General features: G+C 71.7%; 19 protein-coding genes. 12 read left to right on the plus strand and 7 right to left on the minus strand.

Features of this window, described 5'->3' with window-relative positions; translation table 11 throughout:
• The first annotated feature begins 8 nt into the window (after positions 1-8).
• The 3 genes from AC1Q7O_RS03225 to dcd are packed head-to-tail and all read left to right on the plus strand — an operon-like array spanning position 9 to position 4,176.
• A complete protein-coding gene (locus tag AC1Q7O_RS03225) occupies positions 9-2,039 on the plus strand; it encodes an amidohydrolase family protein (protein ID WP_492658444.1) in 2,031 nt (676 codons plus the stop codon).
• Positions 2,036-3,595, plus strand: coding sequence for an ABC transporter substrate-binding protein (locus AC1Q7O_RS03230; RefSeq protein ID WP_492658443.1), 1,560 nt, complete (start codon positions 2,036-2,038; stop codon positions 3,593-3,595). The genes AC1Q7O_RS03225 and AC1Q7O_RS03230 overlap by 4 nt, the downstream gene beginning before the upstream one ends.
• Before the next feature lie 14 nt (positions 3,596-3,609).
• A complete protein-coding gene (dcd, locus tag AC1Q7O_RS03235; protein WP_394396407.1) occupies positions 3,610-4,176 on the plus strand; it encodes a dCTP deaminase in 567 nt (188 codons plus the stop codon).
• 16 nt (positions 4,177-4,192) lie between these two features.
• Here dcd and AC1Q7O_RS03240 read toward each other — a convergent pair whose 3' ends face one another.
• Positions 4,193-4,945, minus strand: a complete 753-nt coding sequence (locus AC1Q7O_RS03240) for an alpha/beta fold hydrolase (protein WP_492658442.1) — start codon at positions 4,943-4,945, stop codon at positions 4,193-4,195.
• A 61-nt stretch (positions 4,946-5,006) separates the two neighbouring features.
• Complete coding sequence (locus AC1Q7O_RS03245; RefSeq protein ID WP_492658441.1) at positions 5,007-5,489, minus strand: SRPBCC family protein; 483 nt, start codon at positions 5,487-5,489, stop codon at positions 5,007-5,009.
• An 85-nt stretch (positions 5,490-5,574) separates the two neighbouring features.
• Between AC1Q7O_RS03245 and AC1Q7O_RS03250 the strand changes: the two genes are divergently transcribed.
• From AC1Q7O_RS03250 to AC1Q7O_RS03270, 5 genes are all read left to right on the plus strand, one after another.
• Positions 5,575-5,982, plus strand: coding sequence for a cupin domain-containing protein (locus AC1Q7O_RS03250; protein ID WP_492658440.1), 408 nt, complete (start codon positions 5,575-5,577; stop codon positions 5,980-5,982).
• 8 nt (positions 5,983-5,990) lie between these two features.
• Positions 5,991-6,713, plus strand: a complete 723-nt coding sequence (locus tag AC1Q7O_RS03255; protein ID WP_492658439.1) for a sigma-70 family RNA polymerase sigma factor — start codon at positions 5,991-5,993, stop codon at positions 6,711-6,713.
• A 10-nt stretch (positions 6,714-6,723) separates the two neighbouring features.
• Complete coding sequence (locus AC1Q7O_RS03260) at positions 6,724-7,536, plus strand: cupin domain-containing protein (protein ID WP_492658438.1); 813 nt, start codon at positions 6,724-6,726, stop codon at positions 7,534-7,536.
• A 187-nt stretch (positions 7,537-7,723) separates the two neighbouring features.
• Positions 7,724-8,101: a hypothetical protein gene (locus AC1Q7O_RS03265; RefSeq protein ID WP_492658437.1), complete on the plus strand. Its 378-nt coding sequence runs from the start codon at positions 7,724-7,726 to the stop codon at positions 8,099-8,101.
• Between the two features lie 263 nt (positions 8,102-8,364).
• Positions 8,365-10,554 carry a S46 family peptidase gene (locus AC1Q7O_RS03270; RefSeq protein WP_492658436.1) on the plus strand — a complete coding sequence of 730 codons (2,190 nt, stop codon included), beginning with the start codon at positions 8,365-8,367 and terminating at the stop codon, positions 10,552-10,554.
• Between the two features lie 187 nt (positions 10,555-10,741).
• Here AC1Q7O_RS03270 and AC1Q7O_RS03275 read toward each other — a convergent pair whose 3' ends face one another.
• Positions 10,742-11,302 carry a YceI family protein gene (locus AC1Q7O_RS03275; protein WP_492658435.1) on the minus strand — a complete coding sequence of 187 codons (561 nt, stop codon included), beginning with the start codon at positions 11,300-11,302 and terminating at the stop codon, positions 10,742-10,744.
• Between the two features lie 106 nt (positions 11,303-11,408).
• On the opposite strand from AC1Q7O_RS03275, the gene AC1Q7O_RS03280 reads away from it, so the two are divergent.
• From AC1Q7O_RS03280 to AC1Q7O_RS03290, 3 genes are read left to right on the plus strand one after another with little or no spacing between them, the layout of a single operon-like run.
• Entirely contained in the window at positions 11,409-12,713 is a 1,305-nt protein-coding gene (locus AC1Q7O_RS03280) for a hypothetical protein (protein WP_492658434.1), read from the plus strand.
• Positions 12,714-12,727: 14 nt separating this feature from the next.
• Positions 12,728-13,285, plus strand: a complete 558-nt coding sequence (locus AC1Q7O_RS03285; protein WP_492658433.1) for an Lcl domain-containing protein — start codon at positions 12,728-12,730, stop codon at positions 13,283-13,285.
• 31 nt (positions 13,286-13,316) lie between these two features.
• Entirely contained in the window at positions 13,317-13,649 is a 333-nt protein-coding gene (locus AC1Q7O_RS03290; protein ID WP_492658432.1) for a YnfA family protein, read from the plus strand.
• Here the strand turns inward: AC1Q7O_RS03290 and AC1Q7O_RS03295 are convergent, their stop codons facing one another.
• Complete coding sequence (locus AC1Q7O_RS03295; RefSeq protein WP_492658431.1) at positions 13,650-14,816, minus strand: serine hydrolase domain-containing protein; 1,167 nt, start codon at positions 14,814-14,816, stop codon at positions 13,650-13,652. It abuts the gene before it with no gap.
• Between the two features lie 47 nt (positions 14,817-14,863).
• On the opposite strand from AC1Q7O_RS03295, the gene AC1Q7O_RS03300 reads away from it, so the two are divergent.
• A complete protein-coding gene (locus tag AC1Q7O_RS03300) occupies positions 14,864-15,382 on the plus strand; it encodes a GNAT family N-acetyltransferase (protein WP_492658430.1) in 519 nt (172 codons plus the stop codon).
• A 15-nt stretch (positions 15,383-15,397) separates the two neighbouring features.
• On the opposite strand, the gene AC1Q7O_RS03305 is transcribed toward AC1Q7O_RS03300, so the two are convergent.
• The 3 genes from AC1Q7O_RS03305 to AC1Q7O_RS03315 all read right to left on the minus strand — a co-directional run bounded on the left by AC1Q7O_RS03305 (position 15,398) and on the right by AC1Q7O_RS03315 (position 18,350).
• Positions 15,398-16,552, minus strand: a complete 1,155-nt coding sequence (locus tag AC1Q7O_RS03305) for an alpha-hydroxy acid oxidase (RefSeq protein ID WP_492658429.1) — start codon at positions 16,550-16,552, stop codon at positions 15,398-15,400.
• A gap of 68 nt (positions 16,553-16,620) precedes the next feature.
• The gene (locus AC1Q7O_RS03310; protein WP_492658428.1) at positions 16,621-17,538 is read right to left on the minus strand and encodes a LysR substrate-binding domain-containing protein; all 918 of its coding nucleotides are present in this window, start codon (positions 17,536-17,538) and stop codon (positions 16,621-16,623) included.
• 35 nt (positions 17,539-17,573) lie between these two features.
• Positions 17,574-18,350: a tetratricopeptide repeat protein gene (locus AC1Q7O_RS03315; RefSeq protein ID WP_492658427.1), complete on the minus strand. Its 777-nt coding sequence runs from the start codon at positions 18,348-18,350 to the stop codon at positions 17,574-17,576.
• Positions 18,351-18,509 lie beyond the last annotated feature (159 nt).

The following is an 18,509-nucleotide window of genomic DNA, read 5'->3' on the forward strand; positions in this document are numbered from 1 at the left end:
AGTCGCCCGTGAAGCTGTTGCCCACCTTGTTCGCTGCCGCGTTGCTGGCGGCCGGCGCGGCCCAGGCCCAGGCCCAGACGCAGACGACCTACACGGTCATCTGCAAGAAGACGCCTTGCGGCCAGCTGAAGGCCACCGAGAACGGCGGCCGGCTGGAGGTGGACTACCGCTACCGCAACAACGGCCGCGGGCCGGAGCAGAAGGAGCTGCTGGAGACCGCGTCCGACGGCGCCTGGCTGCGCTATCGCAACGAGGGCGTGGCGACCTTCGGTGCGCGCATCGACGAGAGCTTCGAGCGCGACGCGGCCGACAAGGCCACCTGGCGCTCGCCGGTGGACCGCGGCGAGCGCGCCGGTCTGGCGCGCGACGCCGTCTACCTGCCGGTGGCCGCCAGCCCGGCCTGGGCCGCGCGGCTGGCGCAGACGCTGCTGGCCAGCAAGACGCAGCGCACCGAGGTGCTGCCCGTGGGGCGGCTGTCCATCGAGCGGGTGCAGCGCCTGCCCGTGCCGGGCCAGGCCTACGAGATCGGCCTGTACGCGATCACGGGCCTGGACCTCGAACCGGTCTACGTCTGGCTGCGCGAGGACAACCGCGCGCTGTTCGCGCAGGTCTACCCGGGCTGGGGTGGCACGGTGCTGCAGGGCTTCGAGGCCGAGGTGGACCGGCTGGGCGACGCGCAGAACGCCGCGCAGTTCGCGCGGCTGCAGCGCATTGCCAAGGAGCTGCCGCAGCCGTTGCCGGGGCTGACGGTCATCGAGGGCGTGCGCTGGTTCGACGCGCAGGCGGCGCAGCTTCGCGGGCCGTCCGACGTCTACCTGCAGGACGGCCGCATCGCCTTCATCGCCAAGCCGGGCAGCCTGAAGAACGCCGCGCCGGCGCAGCGCATCAGCGGCAAAGGCCGCACGCTGCTGCCGGGCTTCGTCGACATGCATGCGCACGTGACGCCGGGCGATCTGCTGCTGAACCTGGCCGCCGGCGTGACGGCCGTGCGCGACGTGGGCAACAACAACGCCGAGCTGGCCGCACTGCGCGGCCGCATTGGGCGCGGCGAGCTGCTGGGCACGGACATCGCGGCCAACGGCTTCATCGAGGGCAAGAGCCCGTTCTCGTCGCAGGCCGACTTCGTGCCCGACAACCTGCCCGATGCGCTGGCCGCCATCGACTGGTACGCCGCGCACGGCTACCGCCAGCTCAAGCTCTACAACTCCATCCGCCCCGAGTGGGTGAAGCCGATGGTGGCGCATGCGCGCTCGCTGGGGCTGCGCACCGGCGGCCATGTGCCGGCGTTCATGACGGCGCGCGAGGCCGTCGAGGCCGGCTACGACGAGCTGCACCACATCAACCAGGTGACGCTGAACTTCCTCGTCAGCAAGACCGACGACACGCGCACGCTGCTGCGCTTCAGCCTCGTCGGCGACAAGGCGGCCGACCTCAAGCTCAACGACCGCCGCACGCAGGACTTCATCGCGCTGCTGAAGAAGAAGGGCACCGTCGTCGACGCCACCATGGTGGCCTTCGAGGGCCAGTACACGCAGCGCCAGGGCCAGCCCAACCCCAGCTATGCGGTGGTGGCGGCCAACCTGCCGGCCGCGGTGCAGCGCAGCCTGCTGTCGGCCGAGTCGGAACTGGACGACGTGAAGGCCAGGCGCTGGGGCGCGAGCTGGAAGGTCATGACCGACCTGCTGCGCCGCATGCATGCGGCCGGCATCCCGCTGGTGGCCGGCACCGACGCGACGGCCGGCTTCGCCTTCCTGCGCGAGCTGGAGCTGTACGTGCAGGCCGGCATCCCGGCCGCGCAGGCGCTGAAGATCGCGACGTGGAACGGCGCGAAGTACAGCGACCGGCTGAACGACCTGGGCAGCATCGAACGCGGCAAACGCGCCGACCTGCTGCTGGTGGACGGTGACCCGGTGGCCGACATTCGCGCCATCCGCCGGGTGGCACTGGTCATCCAGGGTGACAAGGCGCTGTCGCCGGCGGCCCTGTATCAATCGATGGGCATCCTGCCGTTCGTGCCGGCCGCGGACATCCTGAAATGAAGCGACTGGCCCCGCTGCTGCTGGCGCTGCCGCTGCTCGCCGGCGCCGACACCACGCTGCGCTTCTGCGCCGCCGGCAGCCCCAAGACCTTCGACCCGGCGGTGACCGACAGCGGCATCGACCACATCGCCCACCTGCCCATCTTCGGCACGCTGGTGGAAACCCGCCGCGGCACCGACGAGCTGATGCCCGGGCTGGCGACGAGCTGGCGGGTCAGCCCCGACGGCCTGGCGTACACCTTCGAGCTGCGCCGCGGCGTCGCCTGGCACAGCAGCGCCGACTTCAAGCCTACGCGGGCGTTCAATGCCGACGACGTGGTCTTCACGTTCGGCCGTCTGCTGAACCGCGACAGCGCCTTCGCCAAGGCCTTGCCCGGTGTGATGCCCTACGTCGTGTCCTTCGGCTGGGAGAAACTGATCCGCCAGGTCGAGAAGCTGTCGGAGCACGAGGTGCGCATCACGCTGGCCGAACGCGATGCGGGCTTCCTGTTCACGCTGACCCAGGCGTTCACGTCGCTGCAGTCCGCCGAGCTGGGCGCGCAGCTGCTGCAACGCGGCACGCCGCAACGCATCGCGCAGCTGCCCGTCGGCACGGGGCCGTTCCAGCTCAAGAGCTTCCGCAAGGACAGCGTCATCCGCTACGCCGCCCACCCGGGCTGGTGGCGCAAGGCCGAGGTGCCGCGGGCCGACCAGCTGGTGTTCGCGATCACGCCCGATGCCACCGTGCGCGCACAGCGCCTGCGGCGCGACGAATGCGATATCGCCGCCCCGGTGGGCCCGGCCGAGCTGGCGCAGCTGCAGAAGGACCCCGCCATCAAGCTGGCGACCGCGGCCGGCATGAACGTGGGCATCCTGGCCTACAACACCCGCAAGCCCGTGCTCGCCAACCTGGCCGTGCGCCAGGCGCTGGACATGGCCATCGACAAGGCCGCCATCCTGCGCACCGTCTACGGCGACGCCGGCACGGCGGCCACGACGATCATCCCGGCCTCCAACTGGGCGCATGACGCCTCGCTCAAGCCCGCGCCGCACGACCCGGCCAAGGCGCGCGAGCTGCTGAAGAAGGCCGGCGTGCTGCCGTTGAACCTGACGCTGTGGGCCATGCCCGTGGTGCGCTTCTACAACCCCAACGGCCAGGTGATGGCGCAGATGATCCAGGCGGACTGGGCCAAGGTGGGCGTGACGGCGCGCATCGTCACCTACGAGTGGGGCGAGTACCTGCGGCGCATCGATGCCGGCGAGCACGACGTGGCCATGTCCGGCTGGAACGGTGACCCCGAGCCCTCCGGCACCTTCGCGCAGCTGGCCTGCGGGTCGGCCAGCGGCACCTTCTGGTGCAATCCCGCCTACGACCAACTGCTGTCCCAGGCTCGCCAGGCCCAGCAGCCGGACGAGCGCAAGGCGCTCTATGCGAAGGCGCAGAAGCTGGTGCTGGAGCAACTGCCGTGGACGCCGATGGCCTATGGCCGCGTCGCCGTGCCGATGCGCGCGACGGTCAAGGGCTTCGTGCTGGAGATGGACGGCAGCACATATTTCGATGGGGCGCTGCCCCGCTGAGCAAGGACAACGAGATGAGCATCAAGAGCGACAAGTGGATCCGCCGCATGTGCGAGCAGCACGGCATGATCGAGCCGTTCGAGCCCGGCCAGGTGCGCGAGCAGGACGGCCGCAAGATCGTCAGCTACGGCACCAGCAGCTACGGCTACGACATCCGCTGCGCGCCGGAGTTCAAGGTGTTCACGAACATCCACTCCACGGTGGTGGACCCGAAGAACTTCGACGAGAACAGCTTCGTCGACGTCAACAAGGACGTCTGCATCATCCCGCCCAACAGCTTCGCGCTGGCGCGCACGATGGAGTACTTCCGCATCCCGCGCAACGTGCTGACCGTCTGCCTGGGCAAGAGCACCTATGCCCGCTGCGGCATCATCGTCAACGTGACGCCGTTCGAGCCCGAGTGGGAGGGCTATGTGACGCTGGAGTTCAGCAACACGACGCCACTGCCGGCCAAGATCTACGCGGGCGAGGGCTGCGCGCAGGTGCTGTTCTTCGAGAGCGACGAGGTCTGCGAGACCAGCTACAAGGACCGCGGCGGCAAGTACCAGGGCCAGGTGGGCGTCACGCTGCCCAAGACCTGAGCGACGGGCGGCGCTCTCAGCGCGCCATCTCCAGGATCGCCTGCGCCACGGCCGCGGGCTGGTCCTTCTGCAGGTAGTGGCCCGTGTCGGACAGCAGTTCCACGCGGGCGGCGCCGGTGCGGTGCAGCCAGTCCTGCTGCAGCTCGCGGAACACGGCCTCGAACGCGCCCTGCTCCAGCCCGCGGAAGTCGCGCCGCGCCAGCACGCGCACCGGCAGCTGCAGCGGCGGGGCGGCGTCCCACGCGTCGGTGCAGCGGGCCTGGGCGTCGAACTCGGCGGCGGTGGCGCCGGTCATCGCCAGCCGGGCGATGCGGATCATCGTGGCGCTGGCCGGCGCCTTCTCCTTCACGCGCGCCAGGTGCTGCGGGTTCGTGCCTTCCAGCAGCAGCAGGCCCTTGACCTCGTCGGGGTACAGCCGCGCGAACGCGTACTGGTACAGCCCGCCCAGGCTGTGGCCCACCAGCAGATAGGGCGGCTTCAGGCCGCTGCGTGCCAGAAGTTCGTGCTGCTCGGCGGCGATGGTGCAGGGGTCGCGCGGCGCGGCGGTGGCCGGCGTGCGGCCATAGCCGGGGCGGTCGGGGGCGACGACGGTCAACGCGCCGGCCGGCAGCGCCGCCCGCACGCGCTGCCAGACGCCCGAGTCGTCGCCCAGCCCGGCCTGCAGCACGACAACGGGGCCGGTGGCAGCCTCGGGCGGCGGCGCATCGCTGGCGCAGGCGGGCAGCAGCAGGCAGGCGAGCAGCCGGGGAACGGTGTGGCTGGGTTTCATGGGCTGCAGTGGAACGCATGCCACCCCATGGCCAGCCAAAGACGCAGGCACCGGGCCGCGGTCACCGGGCCTGCCCGAGGTAGGCCTGCAGCCCGATGCGCCCGGCGCGCATGACACGCCGGTGGTTCCAGCGGAACAGCGGCGCGAGCACCGGCGCCAGCCAGCGCAGCAGCCCCGGCGGCAGCGTCACGCGCCAGACGAAGGTCACGTCCGTGTGGCCGCCGGCCGCGGGCGCGGCCTGCTTCATCAGCCAGATGCCTTCGCCGGCCAGCGTGCCGCCCGCGCGCGCGCGCAGCCGCTCCTCGCGCACCACCTCGGTCACCTCCAGCGCCAGGTGCAGCCGGTAGCCCAGCCCGGTGCGGAAGTGGATTTCCTGCACGCGGCCGACGCCGGCCGCGTCGCCGTCGCGCAGCCTTCGCACGTCCACGACGCCGGGCCACCAGCGGGGCCAGTGCTCGGTCTGGGTGATGGCGCGCCAGACGGCTGGCACGGGGGCGTCCAGGCGCCAGTGGCTGACGAGGTCGAAGTAAGCGGTCTGGGACATGCAGCAGGAATACGCCCGGGATGGTCAGCATGGATGCCGCAGGCTACGCTGCATCCACAATTCTTCACGCTGCGTAGAGCTTCTCATGCCGTCGACCCCCGCCACCCCCGCCCAGGCCCGCGCCATCCGCCGGCGCCTGCTGGAGCGCGTGGCCGACACCGACGACAGCCACCTGACCGTGCCGCCCGGCGCGGCTGGCTGGCAGCCGTTCGGGGACGGCGTGCAGATCAAGGTGCTGCGCGAGCACGGCGGCCTGCTCAGCTACCTGCTGCGGCTCGCGCCCGGCGCCCGCCTGGAGGCGCACCGCCACCCGGCGGACGAGGAGTGCGTGGTGCTGGACGGCGTGCTCAAGGTCGGCAGCCGCACCGAGGTGGGGCCGGGCGGCTACCACCTGGCGCGCGCCGGCAGCCTGCACGCCGCGATCAGCACCGACACCGGGGCGACCCTCTTCCTGCGCGGCGCCGAGCCGCACGCGGACCAACTGCTGGTGTGAGGTTTGACATGGCCTATCCGCAACCGACCGAGCCCGACGAGCCGCTGCCCGAGGCCGCGCTGCTGTTCGACGCCGACCCGGACGACGGCGAGCCGCCGGACGCCGATGCGCAAGCTTCCGGCGCCGGCCCGGCGGCGCGCCTGGCCGGCGGCCCGACGCCCGAGGACGGCCAGCTGGAGGCCTGGATCGCGGCCATCGTCGACCACGACGAGCGCGCGCTGCTGGCGCTGTACGAGGCCACGCTGTCGCGCGTCTACGGCCTGGTGCTGCGGCTGGTGCGGCGCACGCAGCTGGCCGAGGAGGTGGCCGAGGAGGTGTTCTTCCAGGTCTGGCGCCAGGCGCCGCGTTTCGACGCCGCGCGTGGCCGGCCGCTGACCTGGCTGCTGGGCATGGCCCGTTCGCGCGCCATCGATGCCATCCGCCGCGAGGCGCGCTTCCAGCACGAGGAGCTGGACGACGAGACCGCGCCCGCGTCGGCCCCGACGGCCGAGTCGGGCGACGAGCTGCTGGCCGTGGCGCAAGGCCATGCCGAGCTGCACCGCGCGCTGCTGCTGCTCAAGCCCCAGCCGCGCCAGCTCGTCGCGCTGGCGTTCTTCAACGGCCTGTCGCACGAGGAGATCGCCAGCCAGACGCAGCTGCCGCTGGGCACCGTCAAATCCCAGATCCGCCGCGCGCTGATCACGCTGCGCGAGGCGCTGGGCGACACTGGCGCCCACGCGCTGCCAGCCTGAGGGGGCCGCCATGACGACGAAGCCCACCACCCCTGAACCCCAAGACGACGACCTGAGCCCGCTGCTCAGCGAACCCTTCGCCAGCGCCTGGGCCACGCCGGCGCCGGGCCTGCCCGGCCGCATCGGCGAGCGGCTGGGCGGGCGCCTGGCCCGGTCGCTGCGGGCCGAGCAGGGCATGTGCACGGTGCGCCGGCGCCAGTCCGAGCCGCACCCGCTGGCCGACGGCGTGCAGCAGCGCTGGCTGTACCGCGCGCCGGGCGACCGCGTGCTGCGCCCCGGCGAGCCGCGGGCCGCCAGCGTCGTCGAGCTGGCCGCCGGCGCGCAGTTCACGCTGCCGGCGGGCGGGCCGCGCGAGTTTTTGGTGTTGCGTGGCAGCGCCGACGTGGACGGCGAACGCCTGAGCCTGCGCGACTTCCTTGTGCTGCCGGCCGGCAGCACGCCGCGGCTGCACAGCACCGACGGCGCCCATGTCTTCGTGCGCGAGGCCGGCGGCGCCGGGGCCGGGCGCACGCTGGTGCGCGACCGCGAGGCCGGCTGGCCCGAGTTCGCGCCCGGCATCCGCCGCCGCGTGCTGTGGACGGCCGGCGGCGAGGCGGCGCTGCTGTACCGCGCCGACCCCGGCGCCGCCGTGCCCGGCCACAGCCACGGCCACGACGAGGAATGCCTGATGGTGCAGGGCGAGCTGTTCCTGGACGACCTGCTGCTGCAGCAGGGCGACTACCAGCTCGCGCCGGCGGGCACGGGCCACCGCATCACGCAGACGGACACCGGCGTCATCATCTACGCGCACGGCGACCTGGATCTGCAGTTCAACGGGACTTGAGCGGCATCAACGGCGGTTAGGCCGGCCTTTTCGGCCTTTATCCGGCCTTCGATTGGCCGAGCCCCCGGCACCATGGCGGCACACCAGAAGTCCGCCGAGGTCATCATGAATCAGCCCCCACGCTCACTCCGTTCGCTGCCCCCCGCGGGGGTGTGTCAGCACCTTCGGACGGCCGGGCGGTGCTGACATGCTCATCCCGCTGCACCTGATTCCCGTCCCCTCCGACGAACCCCGCGGCCTGGGCGACCCGGGCCATGCGTGGCAGGGCGACGGCGGCCTGAAGATCGCGCCGGGCGTGCACCTGGGCGACATCCGCGCGCTGGGCCTCACGGTGCATGGCGCCACCAACGGCCCGGTCAGCACCGCCAGCCTGCTGCGCTTCGGCCAGCTGATGAACGACGCCGGTCTGGCCATCAACCCCACCCGCATGCTGTACGACCGCCACTACGCCTACGAGCGCCTGGCGGACGGGCATGGCAGCGATCACCCCGGCCTGCGGGAACTGGCGCTCGACTTGTTCGAGGCCTACCAGTCGGCCGGTGAGTGGATCGGTCTCGCGCATTGATGCCCCTCGTCCAGCCGCGCGGCGCTGGACGCGCGCGCGGCTAGCCGGTCCCCCGAGGGGACGGCGATGCTTGCCGGATTGACCGGCAAGCGTCGCCACAGGCGGGCCGGCTTGGGGCGGCCCGGCGCTCGGCCCGCCAACGCGGGAAAGGTGGTTGAGGCCACCTCAGGGGTTTCCCGAGGCCGAAGCCTGTCTTTCCGCACTCGGGGGCGCGGGTCGTCCCGCAGTACGCTCGCGGTTTCGTCTTTTTGCCGAACCGCTCCATGAACCGTCACTCCTTCTCGCTGCTGGCCATTGCCGCGGCGCTGGCCACCACCGCCGCCCATGCCGACGAAGGCATGTGGATGCCCAAGCAACTGCCGCAGATCTCCAAGGCGCTGAAGGCCGGCGGCCTGGCTCTGGACCCGGCCAAGCTCAACGACCTGACCGCCTTCCCGATGGGCGCCGTCGTCTCGCTGGGCGGCTGCACGGCCAGCTTCGTGTCGCCGCAGGGCCTGGTGGTCACCAACCATCACTGCGCCTACGGCAGCATCCAGTACAACTCCAAGCCCGACCGCGACCTGCTGAAGAACGGCTTCTACGCGACGACGCTGGCCGACGAGCTGCCCGCCGCGCCCGGCAGCCGCATCCTCGTCACCGTCGACATGAAGGACGTGACGGCCGACATCCTGAACGCCAAGACCACGGCGCTGACCGGCAAGGCGCGCACCGACGCCATCGAGGCGACCGAGAAGAGCCTGGTCGCCGCCTGCGAGGCCGACGCCGGCCACCGCTGCAACGTCTATTCCTTCTTCGGCGGCCTGCAGTTCCAGCTCATCAAGCAGCTGGAGATCCGCGATGTGCGCCTGGTGCACGCGCCGGCCACCGGCGTGGGCCTGTTCGGCGGCGACGCCGACAACTGGATGTGGCCGCGCCACACCGGCGACTACAGCTTCTACCGCGCCTACGTGGGCCCGGACGGCAAGCCGGCGGACTTCAGCAAGGACAACAAGCCCTACGTGCCCAAGCACCGCCTGCAGGTCGCGTCGCCCAAGGCCAGCCCGCTGAACGAAGGTGACTTCGTCATGGTGGCCGGCTACCCGGGCCGCACCAACCGCCACCGCCTGCCCACCGAGGTCGACTTCGCGTTCGGCTGGCAGCAGCCGGCGCAGTCCAAGGCCATGGGCGAGTCCATCGCCATCATCAAGGCCGAGACCGCCAACCGCCGCGACGGCGAGATCAAGATGGCCGCGCGCATGCAGGGCCTGCAGAACTACTACAAGAACCTGGAAGGCCAGCAGCAGAGCTACGACGGCAGCGACATCCTGGCCCGCAAGCAGGCCGAGTTCGCCAAGCTGAAGGGCTGGGTCAACGCCGACGCGAAGCGCCAGGCGAAGTACGGCGCCGACGTGGCCGCCACCGAGAGCCTGCTGGCCGAGCGCCAGGGCATCGTGCGCAGCGAGCTGCTGATGAACTTCATGGCCCCGTCCATGCTCAACGCCGCGCGCCAGCTCTATGAAGTCGCGCTGCAGCGCGCCAAGCCCGACGCTGCGCGCAAGAGCGGCTACCAGGACCGTGACCTGCCGCGCCTGAAGGCCGGCCAGCAGTCGCTGGACCGCCGCTACGACGAGCAGACCGACAAGCGCCTGGTCGCCCACTTCCTGGCGCAATACCTGGCCCAGCCGGCCAACACGTTGAACGCCGCCTGGCTGAACGCGCTGGGCCTGAAGGCCGGTCAGGACGAGGCCAGCATCCGCGCGCAGCTCGACCCGCTCTACGCCGGCAGCAAGCTGTCCGACACCGCCACCCGCATGAGCTGGCTGGACAAGGACGTGGCCGCCTTCAAGGCCAGCGACGACGCCTTCATCAAGGCCGCCGTGGCGCTGTACGAGGACGACGAGCGCCGCGAGACCCGCGACAAGGAGCTGGCCGGCAAGCTGCAGAAGGCCTATGCCGGCGTGCAGCAGGCCATGATCGACTACCACGCCAGCCGCGGCGAGGCCGTCTACCCCGACGCCAACAGCACGCTGCGCATCAGCTTCGGCAAGGTGCAGGGCCGCGACACCGGCCGCGACGGCGAGACCTGGAAGGCCTTCACGACGGTCAACGGCATCGTCGCCAAGCACAAGGGCCCGGACGAGGCCGGCGGCGAGTTCAATGCGCCGGCCGAACAGCTGGCCGCCATCAAGGCGCGCAACTTCGGCGACTACCTCGTCAAGTCGCTGAACTCGGTGCCGGTGAACTTCCTGTCCACGCTGGACACCACCGGCGGCAACTCCGGCAGCCCGGTGCTGAACAAGAAGGGCGAACTGGTCGGCCTGCTGTTCGACGGCACGCTGGACGCGGTGATCTCGGACTGGGACTTCAACCCCAAGATGGTCCGCAGCATCTGCCTGGATTCGCGCTACATGCTGTGGCAGATGAGCACCGTCGACAAGACGACGCGACTGCTCGATGAGATGGGAGTCAAGTAAGCCGCAGCGCCCCAAGAAAAACGCCTCCTCGGAGGCGTTTTTCTTTCATGCGGGCCGAGCGCCGGGCCGCTCCCAAGCCGGCCCGCCTTGGGCGATGCGCAAGCGGCTCGATGCCGCTTGCATCGCCGTCCCCTCGGGGGACCGACCAGGTTCGCCCGCGTTCAGCGTGGCGAGACTGGGCGAGGGGCTACTCTTTCGCGACTGCTTCGACCTGGATGCGAAGGTTGACATCCATCTTGAAGCCCCAGTCCTTGCCCGCGCTCAGGCCGAAATCGTCGCGGTTGAACGTGCCGGACGCGTCGGCGCCGCAGAAGTCGCGCTTGAGCATGGGGTGCGGGATGCACTTGAGCTGGTGGATGGTCAGCGTCAGCGGTTTGGTGCGGCCGTTCAGCGTCAGCTCGCCCACCAGCCTGGCGGGCAGGGCGCCTTCGAAGCGGCCCTTGAACGTGGCGGTCGGGTTCTTCTCGACGTTGAAGAACTTGTCGCCGCGGGCCCAGGCGTTCATCGCGTCCAGGCCGAAGTCGATGCTGGCCAGGTCCATCTGCACGTCCACGCTGCCGCTGCCGGCGGCCTTGTCGTAGACGATGGTGCCGCTGCTCTTGTTGAGCTTGCCACGCCAGTACGACAAGCCCATGTGATCGGCCTCGAAGCTGGGGTAGGTGTGCGTGGGCTCGATGTCGTAGGCGACCGGCGCGGCCTGCGCGAGCGAGGCGGCCAGTAGGGCGGCGGCGAGGGCGGGTGTCTTCATCGTGGGTCCTGGGTGAGGTGGGGATGGCTGACACTATGACGAAGCGGGCCACCCGATTTCGACAGGAGCCATCATCGCCGCCACAAACTTCCGCCCACTGCTCGCCGTGCTGACGCTGGCGCTGTCCGCCTGTGCGCCGCTGGCGCCCCAAAAGACCGCCGAGCCCCCCGCCGAAAAGCGCTACACCGCGGCCGAGCTGCTGGCGCTGCAGCCCGCCGACCTTGCCTGGCCGGCCGCGTCCGCCGATGGCGAGCGCGCGCTGCGCGAAGCAGCGCTGGCCGACATCCGCGCGCGCCTCGCGCTGCCGCCCGGTGCCGGGCGCGACGCAGCGCTGCCGAAGCTGTTCGACCTCGTCGCGCAGTACAACGCCGAGATCGAAACCGCGCGACCGCTGCTGCTGCAGGCGCTGCCCACGCTGGGCCCGCGCGATCCCGAGTTCCAGCGCGCGTTGCTGACAGCTGCCCACACGCTGTACGCCGCCGACGCCGCGCCGCTGATCTGGCCGCTGCTGCCACAGCTGACGGCGAGCAAGCCCTTCGCGATTGCCGCCTACACGCTGCTGCAGGCCGACGCCGGCTACGGCGAGCGGCTGCGGGTGCTGGTGCCGCAGCAGTTCCCCGGCTGGGCCGATGACCCGCGGCTGACCGCGCTGATGCGCCGTCTGGAGCCCTCGGCGGCCGCGCCGCCGCCGCTGCCCGAGTTGCTCGCCGCGCCGCTGCGGCCCGGCTTCCCGGTCATCGTCAGCCTGCAGCGGCCGGGCCGCCAGCAGATGGGCCTGGCGCTGGTGCGCGCCGCCGATGGCCGCTTCGTGCGCGATGCCACCGGCCAGCTGTTCACGTCGCTGCAGCTCGCGCTGGCGCGCAGCGGCCTGCCGGGCACGATCACCAACGGCAACACGCCGCAAGGCCTGTTCACCATCACCGGCGCCGGGCTCGCCACCAACCCCAACATCGGCCCCACGCCCTACCTGCACAGCAAGCTGCCGGTGGAAGCCACGCCAGCCGAGTTCGAGCATGCGGACGGCGCCGCCGCGGACTGGACGCTGGCCGTCTACGACAGCTTCCTGCCCGCCAGCTGGCGCGGCTGGGCGCCGTTCCAGGAAGCCTGGCTGGCCGGCCGCGCCGGGCGCGACGAACTCATCGTGCACGGCACCACGATCAACCCCGCCTACTACGCCGGCACGAGCTACTTCCCCGGCACGCCGCAGCAGGGCTGCATGATCTCCAGCGAGACGTGGGACCCGGCGACGGGCCGGCTGCTGGCCAGCGGCCAGCTCGCGCTGGCCCAGGCCTATGCCGCGGCCGGCGCGCGGCAGGACCTGGCCGGCTACCTGATCGTCGTGGAACTGCCCGGCCAGGGCGCGGTGACGCCTACCGAGGCGCTGGCGCTGGTGACGGCGGCCGGCCGCTGAGGCAGGATGCGGCGATGCGCACCGCCACCACCGCCGCCCTGTTGCTGATGCTCGCCACGCTGGCCCGTGCCGCCGACGCGCCACCGGGCCTCGTGGCCAGCGCGGACGGCACGGAGTTGCTGGACGCCGCCGGCGGCCAGGCCTGGTCGCGCTGCGTGGAGGGCATGCACTGGGACGGCCGCGCCTGCCAGGGCCAGCCGGCGCTGTTCACGCATGCCGAGGCGCTGGCGATGGCGCGGGCGCGCAGCGAGGCCGACGGCCGCGCCTGGCGCGTGCCGCGCGTGCCCGAGCTCAAGCATTTCGCCGACCGGCTGGCGCATGCGCCGCAGCGCACCACGCTGGCCCCGGCCGCACCCGCGGGCTGGTACTGGAGCAGCACCGTGCGCATCGACAGCGAGTCGGTGAACCCGTACGCCTACCGCAACGTGCAGCGCGGTGCGACCGAGACGCAGACCAGCCGGCTGGTGGTGCAGGCCGGCTGGGCGGTGGACCCGCGCAGCGGCGAGGTGCGCGGCGACATGCCCAAGCGTGAACGCCTGCCGCTGAGGCTGGTGCGCAGCCTGGCGCCTTGAGCCGATGGCCCCGCGCTGACAATGCGCGGCCATGGACGTGCTCAAGACCTTCGCGCTGTTCGTCGCCACCGCGGTGGCCGAGATCGTGGGCTGCTACCTGCCGTACCTGTGGCTCAGGCAGGGCGCGTCGGCCTGGTTGCTGCTGCCCGGCGCGGCCAGTCTGGCGCTGTTCGCGTGGCTGCTGTCGCTGCACCCGACGGCCGCCGGTCGCGTGTACGCGGCCTATGGCGGCGTCTACATCGGCGTGGCCATCGTGTGGCTGATGCTGGTGGACCGGGTGAAGCCCACCACGACGGACTGGGTGGGCGTGGCGATCTGCCTGGTCGGCATGGCGGTCATCATGTTCGGGCCGCGCCCGGGCTGATCAACGCACGAAGGCCATCTCGCCGTACTCCCAGCGCCAGGGCACGCCCGTGTCGCCGAGGATGAACTCGACCAGCCGCGGGAACGCGCGCTCGGCGCGCACGTCGTTGGCGAGGATGACGACGCAGCGCTTGCCCGCCTTCACACAGACCCAGGTGTTGCCGGTGGCGTCGTCGTGCCCGCCCTTGTAGAAGCCCGGCCCCTGCGGCCCGCTGAAGGTGATGACGCCCAGGCCTGCAGCCAGGTCGGCGCGGCGCTCGGCCGGGGGCAGTTCGGGCTGCAGCGTCGGGAACTGCGAGGCCGTCGTGATGGGCAGCTGCGGTGACGTCAGCGCCGCCGCGCCGGCCGTGGAGAGGCCCACGCCGTTGATGTAGGCCGCGGCCATGCGGGCCATGTCGGCAATGGTGGTGTCCATGGAGCCCGCCACGCGCACCTTGCTGCGTTCGTCGTGGGGTCGGGGCTTGCCGCTGGCGGTCCAGCCGTCGGCGAGGTTGGGGCGGAAGTCGCTGCGCCAGATCAGGCTGGTGCGGTCCATGTCCAGCGGCGTGAAGAGGCGGCGCTGCATCTCGGCGCCCACGTCCAGCTTCAGGCCGCGCTCCAGCACGAACTGCAGCAGGATCAGCCCCTCGCCCGAGTAGGCGTAGCGCGTGCCGGGGTCGAAGTGCATGCGCAGCCGGCGGTCGGGCTCCAGGAACGCGAAGTTGGCGAAGCCGCCGCTGTGCGTCAGCAGCATGCGCGCGGTCAGCTGGCGCCAGCGCGGTTCGTCCGCGAGGTGCTGCCAGGGGCCGGACCTGGGGTCGGCCGGGTAGTCCGGCAGTGGCTGGTCCAGGTAGCGGGCCAGCGGTCGGTCCAGGTCCAGCCAGCCTTCGTCCACCAGCTGCATGACGAAGTGGCCGAACACGGCCTTGGTCAGCGAGGCGCCGTACATGACGGTGTCGGTGTCCAGCGGCTCGCCGGCTGCGTTGCGCTTGCCGTAGGCGGCGACGTGGACGACCTGCCCGGCGTTGATGACGGCCACGGCCAGGCCCTGTGCCTGCGTGGCGGCCATCAGCCGCGCAGCCTCGGCATCGATGGCCGCGCCGGCGGGCAGGGCTGGCGGCGCGGGCTGGGCCAGGGCGGACAGCAGCGGCAGGGCGGCCAGCAGGCCGGCAAGTCGGGTCAGGTGCATGGAACCTCCGGGGCAAGGAGCCTAACGGCTGGTCAAATGCGGCGTCTATGCCCGACCTTCAGCTTGTTCAGCCCACCTTCGAAGTCGCCGACGAACTGCTGCGCTTCGAGACCGACAACCGCGCGTTCTTTGAGGCCCGCATCAACTCACGGCCGCCCGGCTACTACTCGCCCGACGGCGTGCGCGCCGCGATCACCCTGGCCGAGCGGGAGGCTGCCGAGGACAAGGGCTACCAGTTCCTCGTGCGCACCGCGGCGGGCGAGCTGGTGGGGCGCGTGAACCTCGCCGGCGTGAAGCGCAAGCATTTCCAGATGGCCGACCTGGGCTACCGCATCGCCGAGTCGGCGGGCGGCCAGGGCTATGCCAGCGAGGCGGTGCGGCTGGTGCTGCTGCGCGCCTTCGGCGAGCTGGGGCTGGTGAGGATCGAGGCCAACGCGCGCGTCGGCAACGAGGGCTCGATCAAGGTGCTGCTGCGCAACGGCTTCCGCGAGTTCGGCCGGTCCACGCAGAGCTTCGAGCTGGGCGGCGTGTGGTACGACCGCCTGCATTTCGAGCGGCGCGCGTGAGCGCGGCGAGGCTGTTCAGGCCACGGGGTAGGTGCCCGGCTTGAGGATGTCCCGCGTCACGTTCGCCAGCTGCGTGTGGCCGCAGAAGGCCATCGTCACGTCCAGCTCCTTGTGCAGCATCTGCAGCATCTTGGCCACGCCGGCCTCGCCCATCGCGCCCAGGCCGTAGACCATCGCGCGGCCCACCATCGTGCCGCGCGCACCCAGCGCCCAGGCCTTCAGCACGTCCTGGCCGGCGCGGATGCCGCCGTCCATCCAGACCTCGATCTGGCTGCCGACCGCGGCCACGATGGCGGGCAGCGCGTGGATGCTGCTGGGCGCGCCGTCCAGCTGCCGGCCGCCATGGTTGCTGACGACGATGGCGTCGGCGCCGGCCTGCACGGCCAGCAGCGCGTCCTCGACTTCCATGATGCCTTTCAGGATCAGCTTGCCGCCCCACTTCTCCTTGACCCAGGCGACGTCGGCCCAGGACAGGCGCGGGTCGAACTGCTCGTTGGTCCAGGCCGACAGCGAGCGCATGTCGCTGACGCCCTTTACATGGCCCACGAGGTTGCGGAAGGTGTGGCGCTTGGTGCCAGCCATGCCCAGGCACCAGCGCGGCTTCGTGGCGAGGTTGATGATGTTGGCCAGCGTCGGCCGCGGCGGCGCGGTGAGCCCGTTCTTCAGGTCCTTGTGGCGCTGGCCGATGACCTGCAGGTCCAGCGTCAGCACCAGCGCCGAGCACTTGGCGGCGCGGGCGCGTTCGATCATGCGGGCCATCGCGTCGCGGTCGCGCATCATGTAGAGCTGGAACCAGAACGGCGCCGACGTGTTCTCGGCGATGTCCTCGATGGAGCAGATGCTCATCGTGCTCAGCGTGAACGGGATGCCGAACTTCTCGGCCGCGCGCGCCGCGTGGATCTCGCCGTCGGCGTGTTGCATGCCGGTCAGGCCCACGGGCGCGATGGCCACGGGCATCTTCGCGTCCTGGCCGATCATCTTCACGGCCGTGCTGCGGCCTTCCATGTTGACGGCCACGCGCTGGCGCAGCTTGATGGCCTGGAAGTCGCTCTCGTTGGCGCGGTAGGTGGTTTCGGTCCACGAGCCGGAGTCGGCGTAGTCGTAGAACATGCGCGGCACGCGTTTCTCGGCGAGTTGGCGCAGGTCTTCGACGCAGGTGATGACGGGCATGGCGGCAGGCTTCGTGAACGAGGCCGAGATGCTAGGCCGGGCGCGCCGGCGCGGCGCCGGAAAAAACCTCAGGCGCCGGCGGAAGAGTTTTCCGCGTCCAGCGCGCGGCAGTGCTGCTGCAGCCAGGCCGCGAAGGCCTCGGCCGCCGGGCTGGGGCGGTGGATGAGCAGCCCGTAGTGCCGCTCGGCCGGTACCGTCAGCGCGAACGGCTGCACCAGCCGGCCCTCGGCCAGTTCGTGGCGCGCCAGGCTCAGCCGCGCCAGCGCCACGCCCTGGCCCGCCAGCGCGGCCGCCAGCACCAGGCCCAGGTCGACCAGGCGCGGGCCGTCGTCCGGCTCGGCGGCATCGGCCAGCCCCGCGGCGCGCAGCCACGGCGCCCAGGGCTGCAGCGGCGTGCGCAGCAGCGGCAGCGCGAGCAGGTCGGCCGGCGTCTGCAGCGGCGCATGGCCGGCCAGCAGCGCCGGCGAGGCCAGCGGCGTCAGGCGGTCGTGCAGCAGCACCTGCGCGGCGGTGATGTCGCCCGGCACGGCGCCGTGGCGGATCTCGACGTCGGCGCCCGCGTCGCCCTCGGCCAGCAGCGGCACCGACAGCGTCAGCTCCACCTCCACGTCCGGCTGCGCGGCCGTGAAGCTAGGCAGCGCCGGCACGATGAGCTGGCGCGCGAACGTCGGCGTGGAGCTGACGCGCAGCCGCTCGCGGCGCGGCCCGGCGCGCTGGTGCAGCGGCATGGCCTGCAGCAGCGCCAGCGCCTGGCGCACCTGGGGCAGGTACTCGTGGCCGGCGGGTGTCAGCGCCAGGCCGCGCGGCGGCTGGCGCAAGAAGAGGGGCTGGTCCAGCCGCTCCTCCAGCCCGGCCACGCGCTTGGCGACGGCGCTGGCGCTCAGCGCCAGCTCGGCGGCGGCCGCCTCGAAGCTGCCGCTGCGGGCCACCGCGTCGAAGGCGAGCAGCGCGTCGAGCGACGGCAGGCGGATGGGGCGCTGAGGCATGGCGCCATCGTAGCCAGGGCCCGCGGGCCGCGGCGTCAGAAGGTCAGCGTCGTGGGGCCGGCGTCGCGCGACGGCGGGCGCAGGTACTGGCCCAGCGTGCCGGCCATCGCGGCCATGACGCCGGCGGCCAGCAGCCAGGGCTGGGTCTTGCCGGCGTTGCGGTCCGGGCGCGGGCGCGGCTTGGCGACGGCCTGCACCAGCAGCAGTTCCTGCTGGCGCTCCTGGATCAGGAACACGAGCCGGTTGGGGTCGGCAAAGCGCTGTGCCAGTGCGCGCACGGCCTTCAGCTCGCGCTGCTGCACGCGCACGCCCTGCGGGCGCAGCGCGCAGCCCAGCGTGCGGGAGCGCAGGTACAGCGCCTTGGCGGCCAGGCGGTCCGGCACGCAGCCCACGCCGGCGTACAGGCAGCTGGCCAGGTTGAACGTGGCCTCGGCATGGCCCGCGGCTGCCGCGGCGATGTAGGCCGACAGGCCCCGGCCCTCGTCCGAAGGGCCGCCGCGGCCGGTCATCAGCACGCGGCCGAACTGGAAGCGTCCGATGGCGCTGCCCTTGGCCGCCGCCTTCTCCAGCAGCACGCGCGCCTGCACGGGGTCGGCCGGCATGCCCAGGCCCTCGAGCTGGCACAGGCCCAGCATGGCCATCCCGTCACGGTCGCCGCTCTCGGCCGCAGCACGGAACCAGCCGACCGCCCGCTTGTAGTCGGGCGACGCGGCATGGAACAGCACCATCCCCTGCTGCAACGGGTTGACGGGCGGCGTGGTGAGGGACTTCAGCTGCAGGGTGGGGCCGAAGCCGGGATCTCGGGAGTTCATCCGGTAGCAAACCAGTGGCACGGGGGTATCCCTAGATTCTCGGGCAAGCGCATGACCTGGCCTCGCCGGCCCGGCGCTGTTGCGACTTCTTGTTTCCCCTTTGATTGAGCTCGGGCGTGAAATAGTGCACGCTTTTCTCGGGGGGCGGCGGCTCGGCAG

It is taken from the genome of Roseateles sp. GW823-FHT07B05, assembly GCF_058794515.1.